Annotated in this window: 18 protein-coding genes; 11 read left to right on the forward strand and 7 right to left on the reverse strand. The window is 63.9% G+C overall.

Going from position 1 to position 17,252, the window contains the following annotated elements; all coding sequences use genetic code 11:
- Positions 1-6 precede the first annotated feature (6 nt).
- Together NKH52_RS13000 and NKH52_RS13005 are read right to left on the reverse strand one after the other, a co-directional pair.
- Positions 7-396 (reverse strand): hypothetical protein, encoded by a 390-nt coding sequence (locus NKH52_RS13000; RefSeq protein WP_352734593.1) that lies wholly within the window; start codon positions 394-396, stop codon positions 7-9.
- Between the two features lie 171 nt (positions 397-567).
- Positions 568-1,053 (reverse strand): hypothetical protein, encoded by a 486-nt coding sequence (locus tag NKH52_RS13005; RefSeq protein ID WP_352734591.1) that lies wholly within the window; start codon positions 1,051-1,053, stop codon positions 568-570.
- A gap of 192 nt (positions 1,054-1,245) precedes the next feature.
- On the opposite strand from NKH52_RS13005, the gene NKH52_RS13010 reads away from it, so the two are divergent.
- The 3 genes from NKH52_RS13010 (at position 1,246) to NKH52_RS13020 (ending at position 4,422) form a co-directional block, all read left to right on the forward strand.
- Positions 1,246-2,220, forward strand: coding sequence for an L-threonylcarbamoyladenylate synthase (locus NKH52_RS13010; protein WP_352734589.1), 975 nt, complete (start codon positions 1,246-1,248; stop codon positions 2,218-2,220).
- 10 nt (positions 2,221-2,230) lie between these two features.
- Complete coding sequence (locus tag NKH52_RS13015) at positions 2,231-3,670, forward strand: FAD-binding oxidoreductase (protein ID WP_352734587.1); 1,440 nt, start codon at positions 2,231-2,233, stop codon at positions 3,668-3,670.
- A gap of 185 nt (positions 3,671-3,855) precedes the next feature.
- Positions 3,856-4,422: a DUF6101 family protein gene (locus tag NKH52_RS13020; RefSeq protein WP_352734585.1), complete on the forward strand. Its 567-nt coding sequence runs from the start codon at positions 3,856-3,858 to the stop codon at positions 4,420-4,422.
- 246 nt (positions 4,423-4,668) lie between these two features.
- On the opposite strand, the gene ubiA is transcribed toward NKH52_RS13020, so the two are convergent.
- Together ubiA and NKH52_RS13030 are read right to left on the reverse strand one after the other, a co-directional pair.
- A complete protein-coding gene (gene ubiA, locus NKH52_RS13025; RefSeq protein ID WP_352734669.1) occupies positions 4,669-5,652 on the reverse strand; it encodes a 4-hydroxybenzoate octaprenyltransferase in 984 nt (327 codons plus the stop codon).
- Positions 5,653-5,718: 66 nt separating this feature from the next.
- Positions 5,719-6,630 carry a LysR family transcriptional regulator gene (locus NKH52_RS13030; protein WP_352734583.1) on the reverse strand — a complete coding sequence of 304 codons (912 nt, stop codon included), beginning with the start codon at positions 6,628-6,630 and terminating at the stop codon, positions 5,719-5,721.
- A gap of 88 nt (positions 6,631-6,718) precedes the next feature.
- Between NKH52_RS13030 and NKH52_RS13035 the strand changes: the two genes are divergently transcribed.
- A complete protein-coding gene (locus NKH52_RS13035; RefSeq protein WP_352734581.1) occupies positions 6,719-7,540 on the forward strand; it encodes a phytanoyl-CoA dioxygenase family protein in 822 nt (273 codons plus the stop codon).
- A 280-nt stretch (positions 7,541-7,820) separates the two neighbouring features.
- The gene (gene purD, locus NKH52_RS13040) at positions 7,821-9,098 is read left to right on the forward strand and encodes a phosphoribosylamine--glycine ligase (protein WP_352734579.1); all 1,278 of its coding nucleotides are present in this window, start codon (positions 7,821-7,823) and stop codon (positions 9,096-9,098) included.
- A gap of 14 nt (positions 9,099-9,112) precedes the next feature.
- Here purD and NKH52_RS13045 read toward each other — a convergent pair whose 3' ends face one another.
- Entirely contained in the window at positions 9,113-10,222 is a 1,110-nt protein-coding gene (locus NKH52_RS13045) for a glycoside hydrolase family 25 protein (RefSeq protein ID WP_352734667.1), read from the reverse strand.
- 248 nt (positions 10,223-10,470) lie between these two features.
- Positions 10,471-10,689 (reverse strand): hypothetical protein, encoded by a 219-nt coding sequence (locus NKH52_RS13050; protein WP_013532811.1) that lies wholly within the window; start codon positions 10,687-10,689, stop codon positions 10,471-10,473.
- Positions 10,690-10,904: 215 nt separating this feature from the next.
- Between NKH52_RS13050 and NKH52_RS13055 the strand changes: the two genes are divergently transcribed.
- On the forward strand, positions 10,905-12,674 hold the full coding sequence (locus NKH52_RS13055; protein WP_352734577.1) for an acyl-CoA dehydrogenase family protein: 1,770 nt from the start codon (positions 10,905-10,907) through the stop codon (positions 12,672-12,674).
- A 20-nt stretch (positions 12,675-12,694) separates the two neighbouring features.
- Positions 12,695-13,447 carry a crotonase/enoyl-CoA hydratase family protein gene (locus NKH52_RS13060; RefSeq protein WP_352734575.1) on the forward strand — a complete coding sequence of 251 codons (753 nt, stop codon included), beginning with the start codon at positions 12,695-12,697 and terminating at the stop codon, positions 13,445-13,447.
- 3 nt (positions 13,448-13,450) lie between these two features.
- Here NKH52_RS13060 and pdxH read toward each other — a convergent pair whose 3' ends face one another.
- Entirely contained in the window at positions 13,451-14,068 is a 618-nt protein-coding gene (gene pdxH / locus NKH52_RS13065) for a pyridoxamine 5'-phosphate oxidase (protein ID WP_352734573.1), read from the reverse strand.
- Positions 14,069-14,145: 77 nt separating this feature from the next.
- Between pdxH and NKH52_RS13070 the strand changes: the two genes are divergently transcribed.
- The 4 genes from NKH52_RS13070 to NKH52_RS13085 all read left to right on the forward strand — a co-directional run bounded on the left by NKH52_RS13070 (position 14,146) and on the right by NKH52_RS13085 (position 17,229).
- Positions 14,146-14,607, forward strand: coding sequence for an RT0821/Lpp0805 family surface protein (locus NKH52_RS13070; protein ID WP_352439988.1), 462 nt, complete (start codon positions 14,146-14,148; stop codon positions 14,605-14,607).
- A 133-nt stretch (positions 14,608-14,740) separates the two neighbouring features.
- Positions 14,741-15,670: a DnaJ C-terminal domain-containing protein gene (locus tag NKH52_RS13075; RefSeq protein WP_023808635.1), complete on the forward strand. Its 930-nt coding sequence runs from the start codon at positions 14,741-14,743 to the stop codon at positions 15,668-15,670.
- A 106-nt stretch (positions 15,671-15,776) separates the two neighbouring features.
- Positions 15,777-16,595 carry an enoyl-ACP reductase FabI gene (gene fabI / locus NKH52_RS13080; protein ID WP_023808634.1) on the forward strand — a complete coding sequence of 273 codons (819 nt, stop codon included), beginning with the start codon at positions 15,777-15,779 and terminating at the stop codon, positions 16,593-16,595.
- 46 nt (positions 16,596-16,641) lie between these two features.
- Positions 16,642-17,229, forward strand: a complete 588-nt coding sequence (locus NKH52_RS13085; protein ID WP_023808633.1) for a histidine phosphatase family protein — start codon at positions 16,642-16,644, stop codon at positions 17,227-17,229.
- Positions 17,230-17,252: the final 23 nt, after the last annotated feature.

A 17,252-nucleotide genomic window follows, 5' to 3' on the forward strand; every position in this document is an offset into this window, starting at 1 on the left:
GGCCGGTCAGTTCTCGAGAATGCTGACGCGCACGCTGTTTTCGTAGACATCGACCTGGATCAGCGGCTCGCCATCGACGATGGCGCGCTTGGTCGAGGAACTCATCGCGCCGCCGCGTTCCAGCATGCGCTGCAGGTCGGCGCGCTGGCCGTTGGTCCTGAACCAGCCATCAGCCTCGTCGTCGCTGTCACGGCGGTGGAATTTGTGCCAGTTGGCGCGGTCCTGCCGCACCATCTGCGCGGCATTGTCCAGCGCATAGCCGTCACTCGCCTGATGGTCGCGATCGGAAATGCGCGCGACATAGGATCCCAGCATGTCGTCGGCGTGAGCCGCGACGACGCCAAGCAGTGACGCCAGCAGAAGGCCTGCCCCGGTTACGATTCCAGATCTTCTCATGGTCCCCCCTTAGTGATGAAATCCCGTCTGCCAGAACCACCTGACGAAATACAGGCGATGGCGTCCGGCGGCTGACATAAACCGAAACGGGGTTTTGCCTGGCAATCGTGCGCCGGGCGCCAGACCGCCGTCAAGTCACGCCATCGATGTCAGGCTGTCTTTGAGCCGCGGCTACTTGGTGTAGCCGTTGGGAGGCATGCGCTGACCTGCTGCCGGCGCCGGAGCGCTCGGCGGGGTGGGTTGGTTTTCGGCGTTCCCCGAGGGGGCTGCGGAGGCGGTGGCCGTTGCCGGCGCCGTGCCAGCGGCCGGCGCGGCACCTGTCGCTGGTGCAGCGATTGGCGCGGGTGCCGGGAAATCGGGACCGGTAACGCCGCCACGAATGACCATCGGGCCCGGCTCGAAGCCGTGCCCGGTCGCGGGCTTGTCCGGGATCGCCGCCACCTTTTCATCGGTGACGTCGGGCTGCGCTTCCCCTTTTGCCACCACCGACCGCGCATCGCTGGCGTTGACTGCATCGGCGGTTCCAGGCTGGTTGGGGGCGCCGATCCTGACGATCGATGGTGTGGAGGATGGCGTGCCTGGAAAAACCAGGGATGACGCCTGGGCTTCGCCGGCCGCAGCAGCAAGAATGATACCCAGCAAGATACGCGCAGACACTGATATCGCTCCCCTTTGCCCAGAAGCTGTTCGATAGCAAGCCGGAATTGATGCCGGCTTTCGTGGAAACATAGCATTTTAGGGATTGATAAATCGCCAATGCTCCTGCTCGCCCAACAATCGTTTACCCAACAGCGACTTGCCCAACGGCCGCCATCGTACTACGCACCCCGCATCTGTGAGGTGACGAGAGTGGCTGAAATACTTGGCTCGGGCGAGGCGCTGGAGCGGGCGCTGGCGCTGCTCAGGGAGGGCGATGTCGTCGCCATCCCGACGGAAACCGTCTACGGGCTGGCCGGCGACGCCACCAACGGCATCGGCGTCGCGCGTATCTTCGAAGCCAAGGGGCGGCCGCGCTTCAACCCGCTGATTGCCCATGTCGCAGACATGGCGATGGCAGAGCGCCTCGCGCTGTTCGATCCGCTGTCCAGGAAACTGGCGCTGGCATTCTGGCCAGGTCCGCTGACGCTGGTGCTGGCGCAACGGCCCGGCAACGGCATCCATCCGCTGGTCACCGCCGGGCTCGACACGATTGCCTTGCGCATGCCGAGGGGCTTTGGCGGTGATCTGATCGCCAGGCTCGACCGCCCGCTTGCCGCGCCCAGTGCCAATTCATCCGGCAAGATCAGCGCAACGACCGCGCAGGCGGTGGCGGCGGACCTCGGCGCGCGGATCAAGCTGATCGTCGATGGCGGCGCAACCCTGGTCGGGCTGGAATCGACCATTGTCAAGGTTGAGGGCGCTGCATTGCGGCTGCTAAGGCCAGGTGGCATCGCCGCCGAGGAGATCGAGGCGGCTATCGGCATGGAGCTGTTGCGCGGCGGCACCGCCGGTATCGAGGCGCCGGGCATGCTTGCCTCGCACTATGCGCCAGGTGCCGCGATGCGGCTCCATGCCGGCACGGTCGGCGAGGGCGAGGCTTTGCTCGGCTTCGGCAGCCAGAGGGCGCAAGGCTGGCGCCGCGCCGAAGCCTTCCTCAATTTGTCCGAAACCGGTGACCTGCGCGAAGCGGCGAGCAATCTGTTCGCCTATATGCAGGAGCTCGACCGCAGCGGCGCGCGGACCATCGCCGTCGAGCCTATTCCCTTCGACGGGCTCGGCGAAGCGATCAACGATCGGCTGTCGCGTGCCGCCGCCCCTCGTGACATCACGCAGCCCACACCATAGTTTTCCCCCAATGACCGAAATCATCGAAATCATAGAGACACTCGATCCCGCTCTCATCGATCGCTTCACGGCGATCGTCGGCGAGAAATATGCACTGCGCGACGAGCGTGATATCGCGCCCTACCTGGTTGAGCGGCGGGGGCTCTGGCACGGCGCGACATCGTTGGTGCTGCGGCCGGGCAGCGTCGACGAGGTCAGCCGGGTCATGCGGCTGGCGACCGAGACAGGCACGCCAATCGTGCCGCAAAGCGGTAACACCGGGCTAGTCGGTGCGCAGGTGCCGGACAGGTCCGGGCGCGAAATCGTCCTGTCGCTGTCGCGGTTGAACCGCATCCGCGAGATCGATGTCCTGTCCAACACCGTAACAGTAGAGGCCGGCGTCATCCTGCAGACGCTGCAGGAGGCGGCCGACGCCGCCGACCGGCTGTTCCCGCTGTCGCTGGCCGCGCAAGGCTCCTGCCAGATCGGCGGCAATCTTTCCTCCAATGCCGGCGGCACCGGCGTGCTTGCCTATGGCAATGCGCGCGAACTCTGTCTCGGTGTCGAGGTGGTGCTGCCGACCGGCGAGGTGTTCGACGACCTGCGCAAGCTGAAGAAGGACAACACCGGCTACGATCTGAAAAACCTGTTCGTCGGTGCCGAAGGCACGCTCGGCGTCATCACCGCCGCCGTGCTCAAGCTGTTCCCGAAGCCGAAGGGGCGCGAAGTCGCCTTCGTCGGCCTGTCGTCACCCGAGGCAGCACTTTCGCTGTTCAGCCTGGCCATGGACCGTGCCGGGGCAGCACTCACCGCTTTCGAACTGATCGGCAGGCGGCCATATGATTTCACGCTGGCGCATGCCCAGGGCGTGGTGCGGCCGCTGATCGAGGACTGGCCGTGGTACGTGCTGATGCAGATTTCGTCCGGTCGTTCATCGGAGGATTCGAGAGCCTTGATCGAGGACGTGCTTTCGGCCGGCCTTGAACAGGAATTCGTCGGCGACGCCGTCATTGCCGCGAGTCTCACGCAGGGCGATGCCTTCTGGAATTTCCGCGAGCTGCTGCCCGAGGCGCAGAAGCCGGAGGGCGCCTCGATCAAGCACGACATTTCGGTGCCTATTGCATCGATTCCGCGTTTCATCGCGGAGGCTGCCGGCGCCGTGGCGTCGGTGAGCGCCGGTGCCCGCGTCGTCTGCTTCGGCCATATGGGCGACGGCAATCTCCACTACAACATTTCGCGGCCCGTCGACGGCGACGATGAGGCCTTCCTCGCTCTCTATCACCCCATGAACAAGGCGGTGCACGATGTCGTGCGCAGCCTGCACGGTTCGATCTCGGCCGAGCATGGCATCGGCCAGTTGAAGCGCGACGAACTGATCGCCACCGCGCCGGCGATTGCGATCGATCTGATGCGCAGGGTGAAAGCTGCCTTCGACCCGGCCGGCATCATGAATCCCGGTAAGGTTATCTGATCCTTTCAACGTCTTGTGGCTGGTGGGATTCCGATAACCATCCCTGAGATCAGCAAAATTTAACCGACTTTCTTAAGCGGGGCGGTAAGGAGCCCGCGCTACTGTCTCCATACAAACGAGGCTGGAAAAACCGGCCCGGAGAGAACCGGACACCGGCTCTCAGGAGACAGACAGGAAGGCACTCTATGAACACCGGACTGAAGCCAGTCTGGGCGGGACGCAACATGCGTCTCGACCCATTTCGCTTGCCGCAAGTGGTGAGCTACGCGACACGCGACGACTACGGCGACGTGACCTTCACCATCGACCAACGCGGCGCCGTGATCCGCCGCCTGCTCGAGATGAGCGGCCTGCCCGCGATCATCGTTCTTCCCGCCAATGCGTTCCGCGGCGTTGCCGCCCGCGCCATGGAGGATCCGGACGGCAATGTCACGGTGACCCTGGAACTCCTGCACAACGACCCGATGCTGTCGGTGCCGCTGCTTGTGGCCGACGATCTCGACGATGTCGCAGCCGACTGGCGCGCCTGGGCCGACGCTTACCGTCTGCCGATGCTGCTGATCGAATCGGACGGTGTCGCCCGCACCCTGGAAGAATCGCTCGGCGCTGCCATCAAGACGCTGCCGCCGCAGGATCGGCGCAAGGGGCGGATTTCGAACACGCGCCGCCCGCGTTTCCTCGCTCGCCGCAGAGCAGGCGACCTCGGTCTCAGGCTGGTCATCGACGGCCAGGAGATTATTTCGCGGGAGTAGTTTCGCTTCACACGCGACGGCGATTGGCGAAACCGCCAATGACAGCCTTCTTCTCCCCGTCACTATACGGGGAGAAGTGCCCGGCAGGGCGATGAGGGGCGGCGCTGACCAAGCCGGTTGTCGATCTCAAAAAATCTGACGCATGCCATATCGCGGCCGTGAATTGCACCTTACCTGCGAGGTTGGCGCTGCCCCTCATCCGGCTGCCGCCACCTTCTCCCCGTATAGTGACGGGGAGAAGGGAGATTAAACCAGCGGCTTCAGCGCCACCCACACAGCGCCGCCGATCAGGCCGAGGAAGATCAGCCAGCCGACCTGGTTGTTCGACCTGAACAGTCGCAGGCATTGGTCCGGATTGTCGATATCCAGAACCGCGATCTGCCGGGCCATATGGGCGCCGGCGGCAATCAGCCCGGCCAGCGCCACCACCGGCGCCTGCGCCGACGCGAAGGCGATCGCAAAACAGATCAGCGCGCCACCATAAAGCCCTGCCAGCCACGACTTGGTGTTGTCGCCGAACAAGCGTGCCGTCGAGCGCACGCCGACGATGGCGTCATCTTCCTTGTCCTGATGCGCGTAGATCGTGTCGTAGCCGATCACCCACAGGATCGAGCCGATATAAAGCATGACAGCAGGCCCATCGAGATCGCCGAACTCGACCGCCCATCCCATCAGCGCGCCCCAGGAAAAGGCAAGGCCAAGCACCAGTTGCGGCCAGTTGGTTATCCGCTTCATGAATGGATAGATGGCGATGACCGCCAGCGAACAGATGCCGAGCAGGACGGCGAAGCTGTTGAACTGGATGAGCACGACGAGGCCGACCAGGGCCTGCAGGACGAGAAACAGCCATGCCCGCCGGCGGGTCGCCTTGCCCGACGGCAGCGGTCGCGAGCGCGTGCGCTCCACCTGGCTGTCGATGTCCTCGTCGACGAGGTCGTTGTAGGTGCAGCCCGCGCCACGCATGGCGATGGCCCCGACCAGGAAAAGCACGAGATACACTGGTGCCGGCAGCAGTGAGAGCAGCGGGTCGCCGGGACGCGGATAGGCGCTTGCCGCCAAGGCCGCCGACCACCAGCACGGCCACAGCAGCAGCTGCCAGCCGATCGGCCTGTCCCATCGGGCAAGCTGCGCATAGGGCCATATCGAGCGCGGCAGCACGCGATAAACCCAATGGCCGTTCGGAGCATCGGCGACACGGCCCTGGGCCGCTTTCGACTGGATGTTTTCCATGCCCATGGAGTGGCAGCAGCGGCAGAAACCGTCAAGCGGCAAGCGGGAGAGTGGTCCGTCAGCCTTTCACGAGGCAAAGATGTCGCGGGTGGCGAACCAGTCCCTGGCCACCTCGACGAAGGCCAGCGCTGCATTCGACACACGCTGATGCGTGTCATAGGTAAGCAGGATCCGCTGCATGGGCAGCGGATCGGATAGCGGCCTGCAGATGAGCGGCAGCCCGTCATAGCTGCGGTCGCCGTGCGGGCGGGTATAGCTGACCGCGACGCCGAAGCCGTTGGCGACCATGCTGCGCTGCAGTTCGAACGAGCTTGTCGTCATGTCGGCCACCGGCGAAAGGCCGCGGCTGCGGAACAGGTCGAGCATGTGCTGCCAACTGTGCGGCTGATCCGTTGTGATCAGCGGATAGGCGGCCAGATCGGCAAGACTGACCGACGGGCGATCCGCCAGGGCATGGCCTGCCGGCAACAGCGCGTGCGGGCGAAGTTCGCGCAGCAGGATGCGGGCGAAATGCGTCGGCAGGCTGAGGTCATAGGTGAGGCCGAGATCGATGGCCGCATCCCCCAGCCGTCGTCCCAGCGTCTCGAACGTCTCGTCGCGAACGACGATTTTGACGGCCGGATAGCGTTCGGAGAAGGCGCGGATCAAAGCCGGCGCGAAGAAAGGCGCCAGATCCTCGAAGCATCCCAGCACCAACTCACCGCTGACAGCCGATTTGCTTGAACCCAGGCCGACGAGTTCGTCCGTTTCGGTGAGAACCTGCCTTGCCTTGGCCACGACGGCGCGGCCGAACGATGTTGGCGACACGCCGCTTCCGCGCTGGCGGACGAACAGCTTCTGGCCAAAATTCTTTTCGACCGCGTCGATCGCCACCGAAATCGACGGCTGAGAGACGTTCAGCATCTTTGCCGCGCCGGTGACGCTGCCGTGACGCGCCACGGCAACAAGATAACGCAATTGGGTCAGGGTTACATTCATAGGTTTGTCCTATGTATAAAATGGAAAGTTATTATTTTACTGAATGAGGGCAGGTTGCGATAGTCGGTTCTTCCAAGAGGAGAACGACATGGTTTCCGCAACCGACACCCAGGCGATCGACACCCAGACAATCGATGCAAAGACAATCGCCGACTATCAGCGTGACGGCGCGGTCTGCATCCGCGGCGCCTTCAAGGGCTGGGTCGACACGATTGCCGCCGGCATCGAACGCAACATGCAGAACCGCAGCGCCACCGCATCCGACATCGCCAACGGCCGCGGCAGTTTCTTCGACGACTACTGCAATTGGGAACGCATCCCCGAATTCGTCAGCCTGGTGCGGGACTCACCCGCCGCCAAACTGGCGGCGGCGGTGATGCAGTCGCGCACCGCACAGTTCTTCCACGATCATGTGCTGGTCAAGGAACCCGGCACGCAGAAGCCGACGCCCTGGCATCAGGACATTCCCTACTACTTCGTCGATGGCCGGCAGACGGTGAGCTTCTGGATACCCATCGACCCGGTGAAGGAAGCGACGCTGCGCCTGATCGCCGGCTCGCACAAATGGGACAAGATGATCCTGCCGGTGCGCTGGCTCGACGACAGCAATTTCTATGCCGGCGAGGGCGACTATCTGCCGGTGCCCGATCCCGACAAGGATCCGTCGATGAAGGTGCTCGAATGGGAAATGGAGCCGGGCGACGCCATCCTGTTCGACTTCAGGACCGCGCACGGCGCGCGTGGCAATATGACCGCGGCGCGGCGCCGGGCGCTGTCGCTGCGCTGGGTCGGTGACGATGCGCGCTATGTCGAGCGGCCGGGCCGCACCTCGCCGCCCTATCATGGCCACGGCATGCAGCCGGGCGAGAGGCTGCGCGAGGACTGGTTTCCGGTGGTCTACCAGGGCTGAGCGGCAGCCAGAATATGAGCCCCGGTATTCGACGCCCATATTCTGGCTGGGGTAACGTTCCCGTGCGCAATTCCGATCAAAACACCCTGATGCCTTGACCCGTCGCCCGGAGAGCAATAGCGGGTGCTCCAAGAGACTGTTTCGAAATTCGCGCTGGCGAGTCATATGGTGGTGGTTTCGAGAACCGTAGCGGAGCGGACATTTGGTCCGTGAGCAACGGAAGCGCAGAAAACGCCATCAGATGGCCGCCAGAGCAGAATTTCGGCATCAAGAGGTGGCCATGAACGTTCTTCTTCTGGGCTCCGGCGGCCGCGAACATGCGCTCGCCTGGAAGATTGCCGCATCACCGCTGCTGACAAAGCTCTATGCGGCTCCCGGCAACCCGGGCATCGGCAGCGAGGCTGAGTTGGTGAAGCTGGATTTAGCTGACCACGCCGCCGTGGCCGCGTTCTGCCGGGAGAAAAAAATCGACCTCGTGGTGGTCGGTCCGGAGGGGCCGCTGGTCGCCGGCATTGCCGACGATCTGCGCGCCGAAAATATCCGCGTCTTCGGTCCCTCCAAAGCTGCCGCACAGCTGGAAGGCTCGAAGGGGTTCACCAAGGACCTCTGTGCCCGCTACGACATCCCGACCGCCGCCTATGGCCGTTTCAGTGATCTGGCCTCGGCCAAGGCCTATGTCGAAAAGACCGGAGCGCCGATCGTCATCAAGGCCGACGGGCTCGCTGCCGGCAAGGGCGTCACCGTCGCCATGACGCTCAGTGAAGCACAGGCAGCACTCGATGCCTGCTTCGATGGTTCCTTCGGCGCCGCCGGCGCGGAAGTAGTGGTCGAGGAGTTCATGACCGGCGAGGAGGCGAGCTTCTTCTGCCTGTGTGACGGCACCACCGCGCTGCCCTTCGGCACCGCGCAGGACCACAAGCGCGTCGGCGACGGCGACACCGGTCCGAACACCGGCGGCATGGGCGCCTATTCGCCGGCACCGGTGGTGACGCCGGAACTGGTCGAGCGCACTATGCGCGAGATCATCGAGCCGACCATGCGCGGCATGGCCGAACTGGGGGCGCCGTTCTCCGGCGTGCTGTTTGCCGGGCTGATGATCACCGACAAGGGACCGAGGCTGATCGAATACAACACCCGTTTCGGCGACCCGGAATGCCAGGTGCTGATGATGCGGCTGAAGGACGATCTGCTGGTCCTGCTCAACGCGGCGACCGACGGCCAGTTGGCGCATATGTCCGTGCGCTGGCGCGACGAGGCGGCACTGACCGTGGTGATGGCGGCGAGAGGCTATCCCGGCACGCCGGAAAAAGGCTCCGTGATCCGTGGCGTCGAGCAGGCGTCGAGCGATGGCGTCCAGATATTCCACGCCGGCACCGCCATCAATGGCGGCGCGCTGGTCGCCAATGGCGGCCGCGTCCTCAACGTGACGGCATCAGGCGCCACGGTCGGCGAGGCACAGAAACGAGCCTATGCCGCGCTTGACCGCATCGATTGGCCGGACGGGTTCTGCCGCCGCGATATCGGCTGGCAGGCCGTGGCGCGCGAACAGGGAACCTGAAGTTCCGCGTTGGCTCACCGCTGGCCGCGATCGAGTTCGGTGGAAGCGGTGCTGAGCGGATCGGACAAGGCAAAGGCAGCGTCGAGTTGTGCGGGCGAACGCCGTTCGGTCCGCTTCCAGGCGACATATTGGACAATGCCGAAGCCTGGCCGTCGCGGCACCGTCTTCACGACTGGCATGCGGAAGCCGTCGCGGAAACGGGACCAGCGTGTGCCCAACGCTGCAACCATGTCCTCGAAAGTCGGCGGCGCGGCCACAGACGCATAGGTGATGGTGACATTGCCGGCAAGGCCGGCCTCGCGTGAGACCGGTAGCGGTATCGAGGCCAGATAGTCCGGCGGCACGTCGATAAGCCCACCGAACGGCCATTGCGCGCGCAGCGTGGCGGCGTCCGTCGGCGCGACGTTGACGTCGATGTCGTTGGGCGTGCCGGCAACCCTGTAGGGGCAGCGGAATCGGCCGCAATTGGCTTGCGCGGAAAACTGCCACAGCGCGTAGCCTTGCCAGTTGCCCATCGGAAAATGCACGTCGATGTCGGACTTGTAACGCGCATACCAGAGCGGCAGCCGCGACAGGAGCCGGTATCTGTAGCTGTTGTCGGCAATGTACTGGGCTGTCTTGCCGTTGGTGTACAGCACCGGGAAACGGCCGATGCGCCGATGCACCTGGCGGACGAACTCCTCGGCATCGTCCAGCGACATCCATTGCGAAGGATCATTGCCCTCGATGTCGAGGGCCATGAGATCGTCCGGCGCTGGTTCGGCGAAATCGAGGAAATTATTGGCCTGCTCGACCGGATTGCCGGGGCGGGCAAGGTGATAGGCGCCCCATTTCAGGCCAAGTGCCTTGGCCACCACCCGGCGCGTCTGGAACAGTTCGCGCGTCACCGCATGACGTTTCCACAGCGCCTTGCAAAGCTTCACCTCAATGTCGTTGCCCAGGCAGAAATAGGGCGGCGGCATGCCGTCGGAGGCCTTGTTGATGAAGCCGACGATCCGCTTGTCGGTGGCGAGCTGGGCCCAGTCGATGGAATTGTATTCGTAGGCATCGACGACCAGAGCGCGGTCGGCGTTCTTCCACGGCTCGGAAAAATCCGAGGCCGTTGCCGCCGTCGAAAGCGCCATCGTCGCCGCAAGAGCGAGGAGCGCCAGCGCATGCCGGCCAAAAGTGTGCAGCGGTTTTGGGGCAACGACATGCGCAGGAAACAGAGGCTTGAAGGGCGTCGGTACGACACTCTTCAAGCGGCGAAATAGGCGCGCCGTCCTTTTCAAAACAGGGAATCCCCGTTGATCAAAGACAAATCCTGAACGGCTATGGTTAAGGAAGTGCTTTCGGGGGGCTGGCCTCAGAAAAGCTGGCGACGCATCAGCTGCTAGAATTCAAACGGGTCCGGCGCCGGCTCTTGCCGCAACGTGCCTTCGGCGGCGCGTTTGCGGTGGTGGGCGAGCGAGCATTGCGGCGAGCACAATATGCCGCGATCCGACCAGTAGGCGGCACCGTGGTCCAGTCTGCCCCCATGGTAGCAGAACCCCTCCGCTCGATAGGGCAGGCCGCATTCGATGCAGCGGTAAGCGTCGGGTCTGGCAAGCATGGGCGGTTCCGGTTGGCTGGTTCTGATTCCATCGCCGGTCGTCTTGATCCGGCGTGGGTTGAACTTAATACGCGCCGCCGCGATTGCAAAATCCGCGTGACAAAATTTGACGTTTACGTAAAAAGAAGATGGGGGACCGCTGATACGGCGGATGGTTTTGCAGCGGCACCGGCTCTAGGGTTGGGCGGGCCGATGCATCAGGAGGAGTGAGCGGCATGTATAGGGCACCGGTCGAGGATATCGCCTTCACGCTCAAGCACGTGGCCGGCATGAAATCGGCGCTCGATGCCGGCACCTTCGGCGATCTCGGCGAGGATCTGGTCGATGCCGTTCTGGGTGAGGCCGGCCGTTTCGCCACCGAAGAGGTCGCACCGCTCTACACGATCGGCGATCGGCAGGGTGCGGTGCTGAAGGGCGCCGCCGTCACCACGCCGCCCGGCTGGAAGGAACTCTATCGCCGCTGGATCGATGGCGGCTGGAACGCGCTCTCCGGGCCTGCGGAATATGGCGGCCAGGCGCTGCCGACCATGCTCGGCGTGGCCGCGCTCGAAATGTGGAACTCCGCCGCCATGGCCTTCGGCATCGGCCCGACGCTGACCATGGGCGCGGTCGAGGCGCTCGACAAACACGCCTCCGACGACCTCAAGGCCAAATATCTCGAAAAGCTCGTCTCCGGCGACTGGATGGGCACGATGAACCTGACCGAGCCGCAAGCCGGTTCGGACCTCGCCGCCTTGCGCGCCCGCGCCGAGCCGGCGGGTGACGGCAGCTACCGCATCTTCGGCCAAAAAATCTTCATCACCTATGGCGAGCACGATTTCACCGACAACATCATCCATCTGGTGCTGGCGCGGCTGCCCGACGCGCCGGCCGGCACGCGCGGCATATCGTTGTTCCTGGTGCCGAAATTCCTGGTCGGCGACGATGGCGCGCTTGGCGCGCGCAACGACGTCTTCTGTTCCGGACTTGAGCATAAACTCGGCATCCATGCCTCACCGACCTGCACCATGATCTATGGCGACGGCTTCGAAGGTGCCGAACCCGGCGCCGTCGGCTGGCTGATCGGCGAGGAGAACAAGGGGCTAGCCTGCATGTTCACCATGATGAACAATGCGCGGCTTTGTGTCGGCATGCAGGGGGTAGCGGTCGCGGAAGCCGCAACGCAGAAGGCGATCGCCTATGCCAATGAGCGCCGGCAGGGCAAGGCCGCGAGCTACACTGGCACGGGTATGGCGCCTATCGTCCATCACCCCGATGTCCAGCGTAACCTGCTGACCATGAAGGCGCTGACCCAAACCGCACGCGCCATCAGCTATTCCTGTGCCCACGCCATCGACATGGCCCGTGTTTCCGCCGGTGACGAGGCGGCACACTGGCGCGACCGCGCCAATCTGCTGACGCCGCTGGCCAAGGCGTTCTCGACCGATATCGGCGTCGAGGTTGCCTCGCTCGGCCTCCAGGTTCATGGCGGCATGGGCTTCATCGAGGAGACGGGAGCGGCCGCCTTCTATCGTGACGCGCGCATCGCGCCGATCTACGAGGGCACCAACGGTATCCAGGCGATCGATCTGGTGATGCGCAAGCTGCCGCTCGGCGGTGGCGGCCATGTGCATGGTTACATCGCCGAACTGGCTGATGTGGCCGGAGCGGTGCGGACGTCGAACCTGCAGGGTTTCGGCCGCACCGCCGACGCCCTCGACGCGGCACTTGGCGATCTCAGCGAAGCGACCCGCTTCCTGCAAAAACTGACGGCCGATGGCCGGTCGGAAGAGGCGCTGGCAGGCGCCACGCCCTATCTCAGGCTGATCTCACTTGCCGCCGGCGGCGCCTATCTGGCGCGCGGTGCTCTTGCCGATCACAACCGCATGGCGCTTTGCCGTTTCTTTGCCGAAAACCTGCTCGGCGAGGTCAGCGCCTTGAGGGCGCGCGTCATCGATGGCGCCGAAAGCCTCGCCGCTGCCGGCAAGACGCTCGTCTCCGCCTGACGTTTCACAAGGAAAAAGCCGTGACAGACCACATCCTCGTCGAGCGCCAGGGCGCCATCCAGATCATCCGCATGAACCGGCCCGACAAGAAGAACGCCTTGACGCGCGCCATGTATGCGAAAATGTCAAAAACCCTGGCTGAAGGCGACGCCGATCCCGCGATCCGCGTCCATGTCTTCCTCGGCGTGCCCGGCGCTTTCTCCTCCGGCAACGACCTTGCCGATTTCATGGTCGTCGCCACCGGCGGCGACGGCGGCACAGAAGTCTGGGATTTCCTGATGGCGCTGGCCAAGGTCGAGAAGCCCATGGTCTCCGGCGTCGACGGCATCGCGGTCGGCATCGGCACCACGCTCAATTTGCATTGCGACCTGACCTTCGCCACGCCACGCACCGTGTTCAGGACGCCTTTCGTCGACCTTGGCCTGGTGCCTGAGGCGGGATCGAGCCTGCTGGCACCGCGCATCCTCGGGCAGCAGGGTGCCTTCGCGCTGCTCGGCCTCGGCGAAGGCTTTTCGGCTGAACGGGCGAAGGCCGCCGGCCTGATCTACGAGGTGGTCGAGGAAGCAGCGCTGGAGGCCTCGGTGCTGGCGGCGGCCGGGCAGATCGCGGCCAAGCCGCCGCAGGCGCTGAAGATCGCGCGCGACCTGATGCGCGGCTCGCGCGATGATCTCCTCGCCCGCATCGGCGAGGAAAGCGAGCATTTTCGCGAGCGCCTGAAATCGGATGAGGCCCGCGCCGCGCTCACCGCGTTCATGACGAGAAAGAAGGCCTGAGCCTCAGGGATAAAGCCGTGTCTTGTCCCAGCCGTCCTTCGCACTGCGCGTAAAAACGAGCCGGTCGTGCAGGCGGAACGGCCTGTCGTGCCAGAACTCGATGGTGCTCGGCACGATTCGGAAGCCGGACCAGTGCTTTGGCCGGGGGATCTCGCCGATCGGATAGCGTGCCGTGTATTCTGCCACCGCCTTTTCCAGCGCAAAGCGGCTTTCCAGCGGTCGCGACTGTTTCGAGGCCCAGGCGCCGATGCGGCTGCCGCGTGGCCGCGTCGCGTAATAGGCGTCGGCTTCGGCGTCGCTGACGATCTCCACCGGTCCGCGAATGCGCACCTGGCGGCGCAGCGACTTCCAATGGAAACACATCGCCGCCTTCATGCTGCCAAGAATCTCCTGGCCCTTGGCGCTCTCGAAATTCGTGTAGAAGACAAACCCGCCTTCATCGAACCCCTTGAGCAACACCATACGCACATCCGGCATGCCGTCGGCATCGACGGTCGCCAGAGCCACGCCGTTGGGGTCGTTCGGCTCGCTTTTCGTGGCGTCGTCCAGCCATGCGGCAAAGAGGCGAAACGGCTCGGCAGCCTCGGTAAAGTCACCGCTTGTTAACTCAGTGTCACTCATAGTTTTTCTCAAATTGTCACAAAGCCAAGATTCTTACAAAACCAAGATTCTTTACGAAGCAAGGGGGAGGCTGCCGATTGTCGCGTATCGCGCAAGCTTTTGACAGCAGGCAATGGAGCGTTATCGCTTCGGCCAGCGCGAAAGCCGCGATCGTGGCGGTCGCCTTGCCGCTTGCCGCGTGTGGCGCCGGCGGCTTCAGCCTGGAAAAAGCCGAAGTCGACCGTTCGATTCTGACCAGCAGCACGTCGGCCTCGGCCGCGCCGGCCAATTTGGATCGCGACTCCGACCAGACGACGATCGGCAATGCAGTCTCCTCGGCCGACATCGAGCAACTCGGCGGGCAGGCCGTCCCATGGGCCAATGCCGGCACCGGCTCGCGCGGTACCATCACCGATCTGGCGGAATTGAAGGACAACGGCCAGACCTGCCGCCGCTTCAAGGCCTCGCGCGAAAGCTTTGACGGCGTTGCCATGTTCGAAGGCGAACTGTGCCTGGCCAGCGCCGGCGGCTGGCGCATGCAGGACTTCAAGGCACTCTGAGCCTGATCCGCATGTCGATCGGGCCGGCTCTGATTTTCCGCGTCTGATATGCGGCTCCAGCACTGGAATTTCTTCCTATGCGAGCGCATATAGGAGGCAACCAGAGACTCAACTCTTCTCCAGGGCAGTAAGCATGCGCGACCCCTATGAGGTGCTGGGCGTTGCCAGGAACGCATCGGCCAAGGACATAAAATCGGCGTATCGGAAACTCGCCAAGAAGCATCATCCGGACCAGAATCCGAATGATCCCAAGGCGAAGGACCGTTTTGCCGCGGCCAACCAGGCCTACGAGATCGTCGGCGACGAAAAAAATCGCGCCGCTTTCGATCGCGGCGAGATCGATGCCGACGGCAAGCCGAGATTCCAGGGCTTTGAGGGCGCTGCCGGTGGCGGCGATCCCTTCGGCGGGTTCCGCCGGCAGCAAGGTCCGGGCGGTTCGCGGTTCGAATTCCGCTCCGGCCGACCCGGTGGCGATCCGTTCGACGGCAACAGCGACATCTTCAGCCAGATTTTTGGCGACACTTTTTCGGGTGCGCGCGGTCCCGGAACGGGCGATCGCCGCCAGCAGGCGACAGCAGCCGATCTGAACGTCACGCTCGATGTCACCATCGAGGAAGCGGCGACCGCCGAAAAGGTCACGGCGATGTTCCCCGACGGCCGCAAGGTGGCGGTCAAGCTGCCGGCCTATGTCGAGGATGGCCAGACCATCCGCCTCAAGGGCCAAGGCGAGCAGGGGCCGGGCCAGCCGGGCGACGCGCTGGTCAAGATCCATCTGCGCCGCCATCCACGCTACCGCATCGAGGGCCGCGACCTGCACGCCGATCTGCCGGTGGCGCTGGCGGATGCGGTGCTCGGCGCCAAGGTGCCGGTCGAGACGCCGACCGGCAGGCTTGCGGTCAACATTCCTGCCTGGTCGAGCTCCGACAAGGTCCTGCGGCTGAAGGGCAGGGGCCTGCCGGAAAAGGCCGGCGGTCACGGCGATCTCTACGCTCACGTGCGCATCATGCTGCCGGAAGGCGGTGATAGCGCGCTCGAAGCGCTGTTGCGCAGCCAAAAAGGCTGATCGGCGGCTTTTGTCCCCTGAACTGTCCGTTTTGAGCGCTTGAAGGGGCTCTGTGCCTGTGCGATAGGGCAACCCACAAAGCTGAAATCTTGCGGAGAGCGCTCACATGGCGGGTGGACAGGGCCTAATGGCCGGCAAGCGCGGCCTCATTCTTGGCGTCGCCAACAACAGGTCGATCGCCTATGGCATCGCCAAGTCGTGCGTCGACCATGGCGCCGAGATCGCGCTGACCTATCAGGGCGAGGCGTTCAAGAAGCGCGTCGAGCCACTGGCGGCGGAACTGGGTGCCTTTGTCGCCGGCCATTGCGACGTCACCGATCCGGCGAGCCTGGACGAGGTTTTCGCCAATGTCGCCAAACATTGGGGCAAGCTTGATTTCCTCGTCCATGCCATCGCCTTCTCCGACAAGGACGAGCTGACCGGCCGTTATGTCGAGACGACGCGCGACAATTTCCTGCGCACCATGGACATTTCGGTCTATTCCTTCACCACCATTGCCAAGCGCGCCGAGGCGCTGATGACCAATGGCGGCTCGTTGCTGACGCTGACCTACTACGGTGCCGAAAAGGTCATGCCGCACTACAACGTCATGGGTGTCGCCAAGGCGGCGCTCGAGGCCAGCGTGCGCTACCTGGCGGTCGACCTCGGCGCCAAGAAGATCCGCGTCAACGCCATTTCGGCCGGCCCGATCAAGACGCTTGCGGCCTCCGGCATCGGCGATTTCCGCTACATCCTGAAGTGGAACGAGTACAATTCGCCGCTGAAGCAGACGGTGACGCAGGAGGAAGTCGGCGATTCCGGCGTCTATTTCCTGTCCGACCTGTCGCGCGGCGTCACCGGTGAAGTGCATCACGTCGATTCGGGCTACCACGTCGTCGGCATGAAGGCGGTCGACGCGCCTGATATTTCGACGGTCAAGGACTAACACCCGGCCAACCGTCGTCCGTCCCGATCCCGCACCGGAAGACCTGATGTACCCGCTGGTTTATATCGCGCGCCACGGCCAGACCGCGTGGAACGCCGAAATGCGGCTTCAGGGGCAGGCCGACACCGATCTCAACGCTCTTGGCCGCGAGCAGGCGACCGGAAACGGGCTTCGGCTAGCCGCGTTGGTCCCAAATCCCTGGGAATTCGATTTCCTCGCCAGTCCGATGAAACGGACGCGCGAAACGATGCAGCGTATTCGCGCTGCGATGAAGCTCGATCCGGGTGCCTATCGAACCGATCCGCGCCTCGTCGAGGTCAATTTCGGCGACTGGCAGGGATTTACCTTTCCCGAACTCGAGACACGGTATCCCGGAGCGAGCATGACGCGGGCTCTGGACAAGTGGAACTTTCAGCCCCCCGGCGAAGGCGCCGAGAGCTATCAGATGCTGCTCGAACGGGTGAGGCCATGCTTCGACGCGATCGACCGCCAGTCGATCTGCGTGACTCATGGCGGCGTCATGCGGACCCTGTTTCGCTTTGTGCTGGGCATTGCCGAGGCCGAGGCGGCGAACCTGGAGATACCGCAGGATCGTCTGCTCAAGCTTGAAGGCAAGAGCCTGGAATGGCTGTAAGCCCACCTCTGAGGGCGAGCCAC

Origin of the sequence: Mesorhizobium sp. M1066, assembly GCF_040318635.1 — a bacterium.
Taxonomy (GTDB): Bacteria; Pseudomonadota; Alphaproteobacteria; order Rhizobiales; family Rhizobiaceae; genus Mesorhizobium.

Coding starts and splice junctions, on each gene's coding strand:
- NKH52_RS13000 (WP_352734593.1), bottom strand. CDS start 396: ATGAGAAGATCTGGAATCGTAACCGGGGCAGGCCTTCTGCTGGCGTCA.
- NKH52_RS13015 (WP_352734587.1), top strand. CDS start 2,231: ATGACCGAAATCATCGAAATCATAGAGACACTCGATCCCGCTCTCATC.
- NKH52_RS13020 (WP_352734585.1), top strand. CDS start 3,856: ATGAACACCGGACTGAAGCCAGTCTGGGCGGGACGCAACATGCGTCTC.
- ubiA (WP_352734669.1), bottom strand. CDS start 5,652: ATGGAAAACATCCAGTCGAAAGCGGCCCAGGGCCGTGTCGCCGATGCT.
- NKH52_RS13030 (WP_352734583.1), bottom strand. CDS start 6,630: ATGAATGTAACCCTGACCCAATTGCGTTATCTTGTTGCCGTGGCGCGT.
- NKH52_RS13035 (WP_352734581.1), top strand. CDS start 6,719: ATGGTTTCCGCAACCGACACCCAGGCGATCGACACCCAGACAATCGAT.
- purD (WP_352734579.1), top strand. CDS start 7,821: ATGAACGTTCTTCTTCTGGGCTCCGGCGGCCGCGAACATGCGCTCGCC.
- NKH52_RS13045 (WP_352734667.1), bottom strand. CDS start 10,222: ATGGCGCTTTCGACGGCGGCAACGGCCTCGGATTTTTCCGAGCCGTGG.
- NKH52_RS13050 (WP_013532811.1), bottom strand. CDS start 10,689: ATGCTTGCCAGACCCGACGCTTACCGCTGCATCGAATGCGGCCTGCCC.
- NKH52_RS13055 (WP_352734577.1), top strand. CDS start 10,905: ATGTATAGGGCACCGGTCGAGGATATCGCCTTCACGCTCAAGCACGTG.
- pdxH (WP_352734573.1), bottom strand. CDS start 14,068: ATGAGTGACACTGAGTTAACAAGCGGTGACTTTACCGAGGCTGCCGAG.
- NKH52_RS13075 (WP_023808635.1), top strand. CDS start 14,741: ATGCGCGACCCCTATGAGGTGCTGGGCGTTGCCAGGAACGCATCGGCC.
- fabI (WP_023808634.1), top strand. CDS start 15,777: ATGGCGGGTGGACAGGGCCTAATGGCCGGCAAGCGCGGCCTCATTCTT.
- NKH52_RS13085 (WP_023808633.1), top strand. CDS start 16,642: ATGTACCCGCTGGTTTATATCGCGCGCCACGGCCAGACCGCGTGGAAC.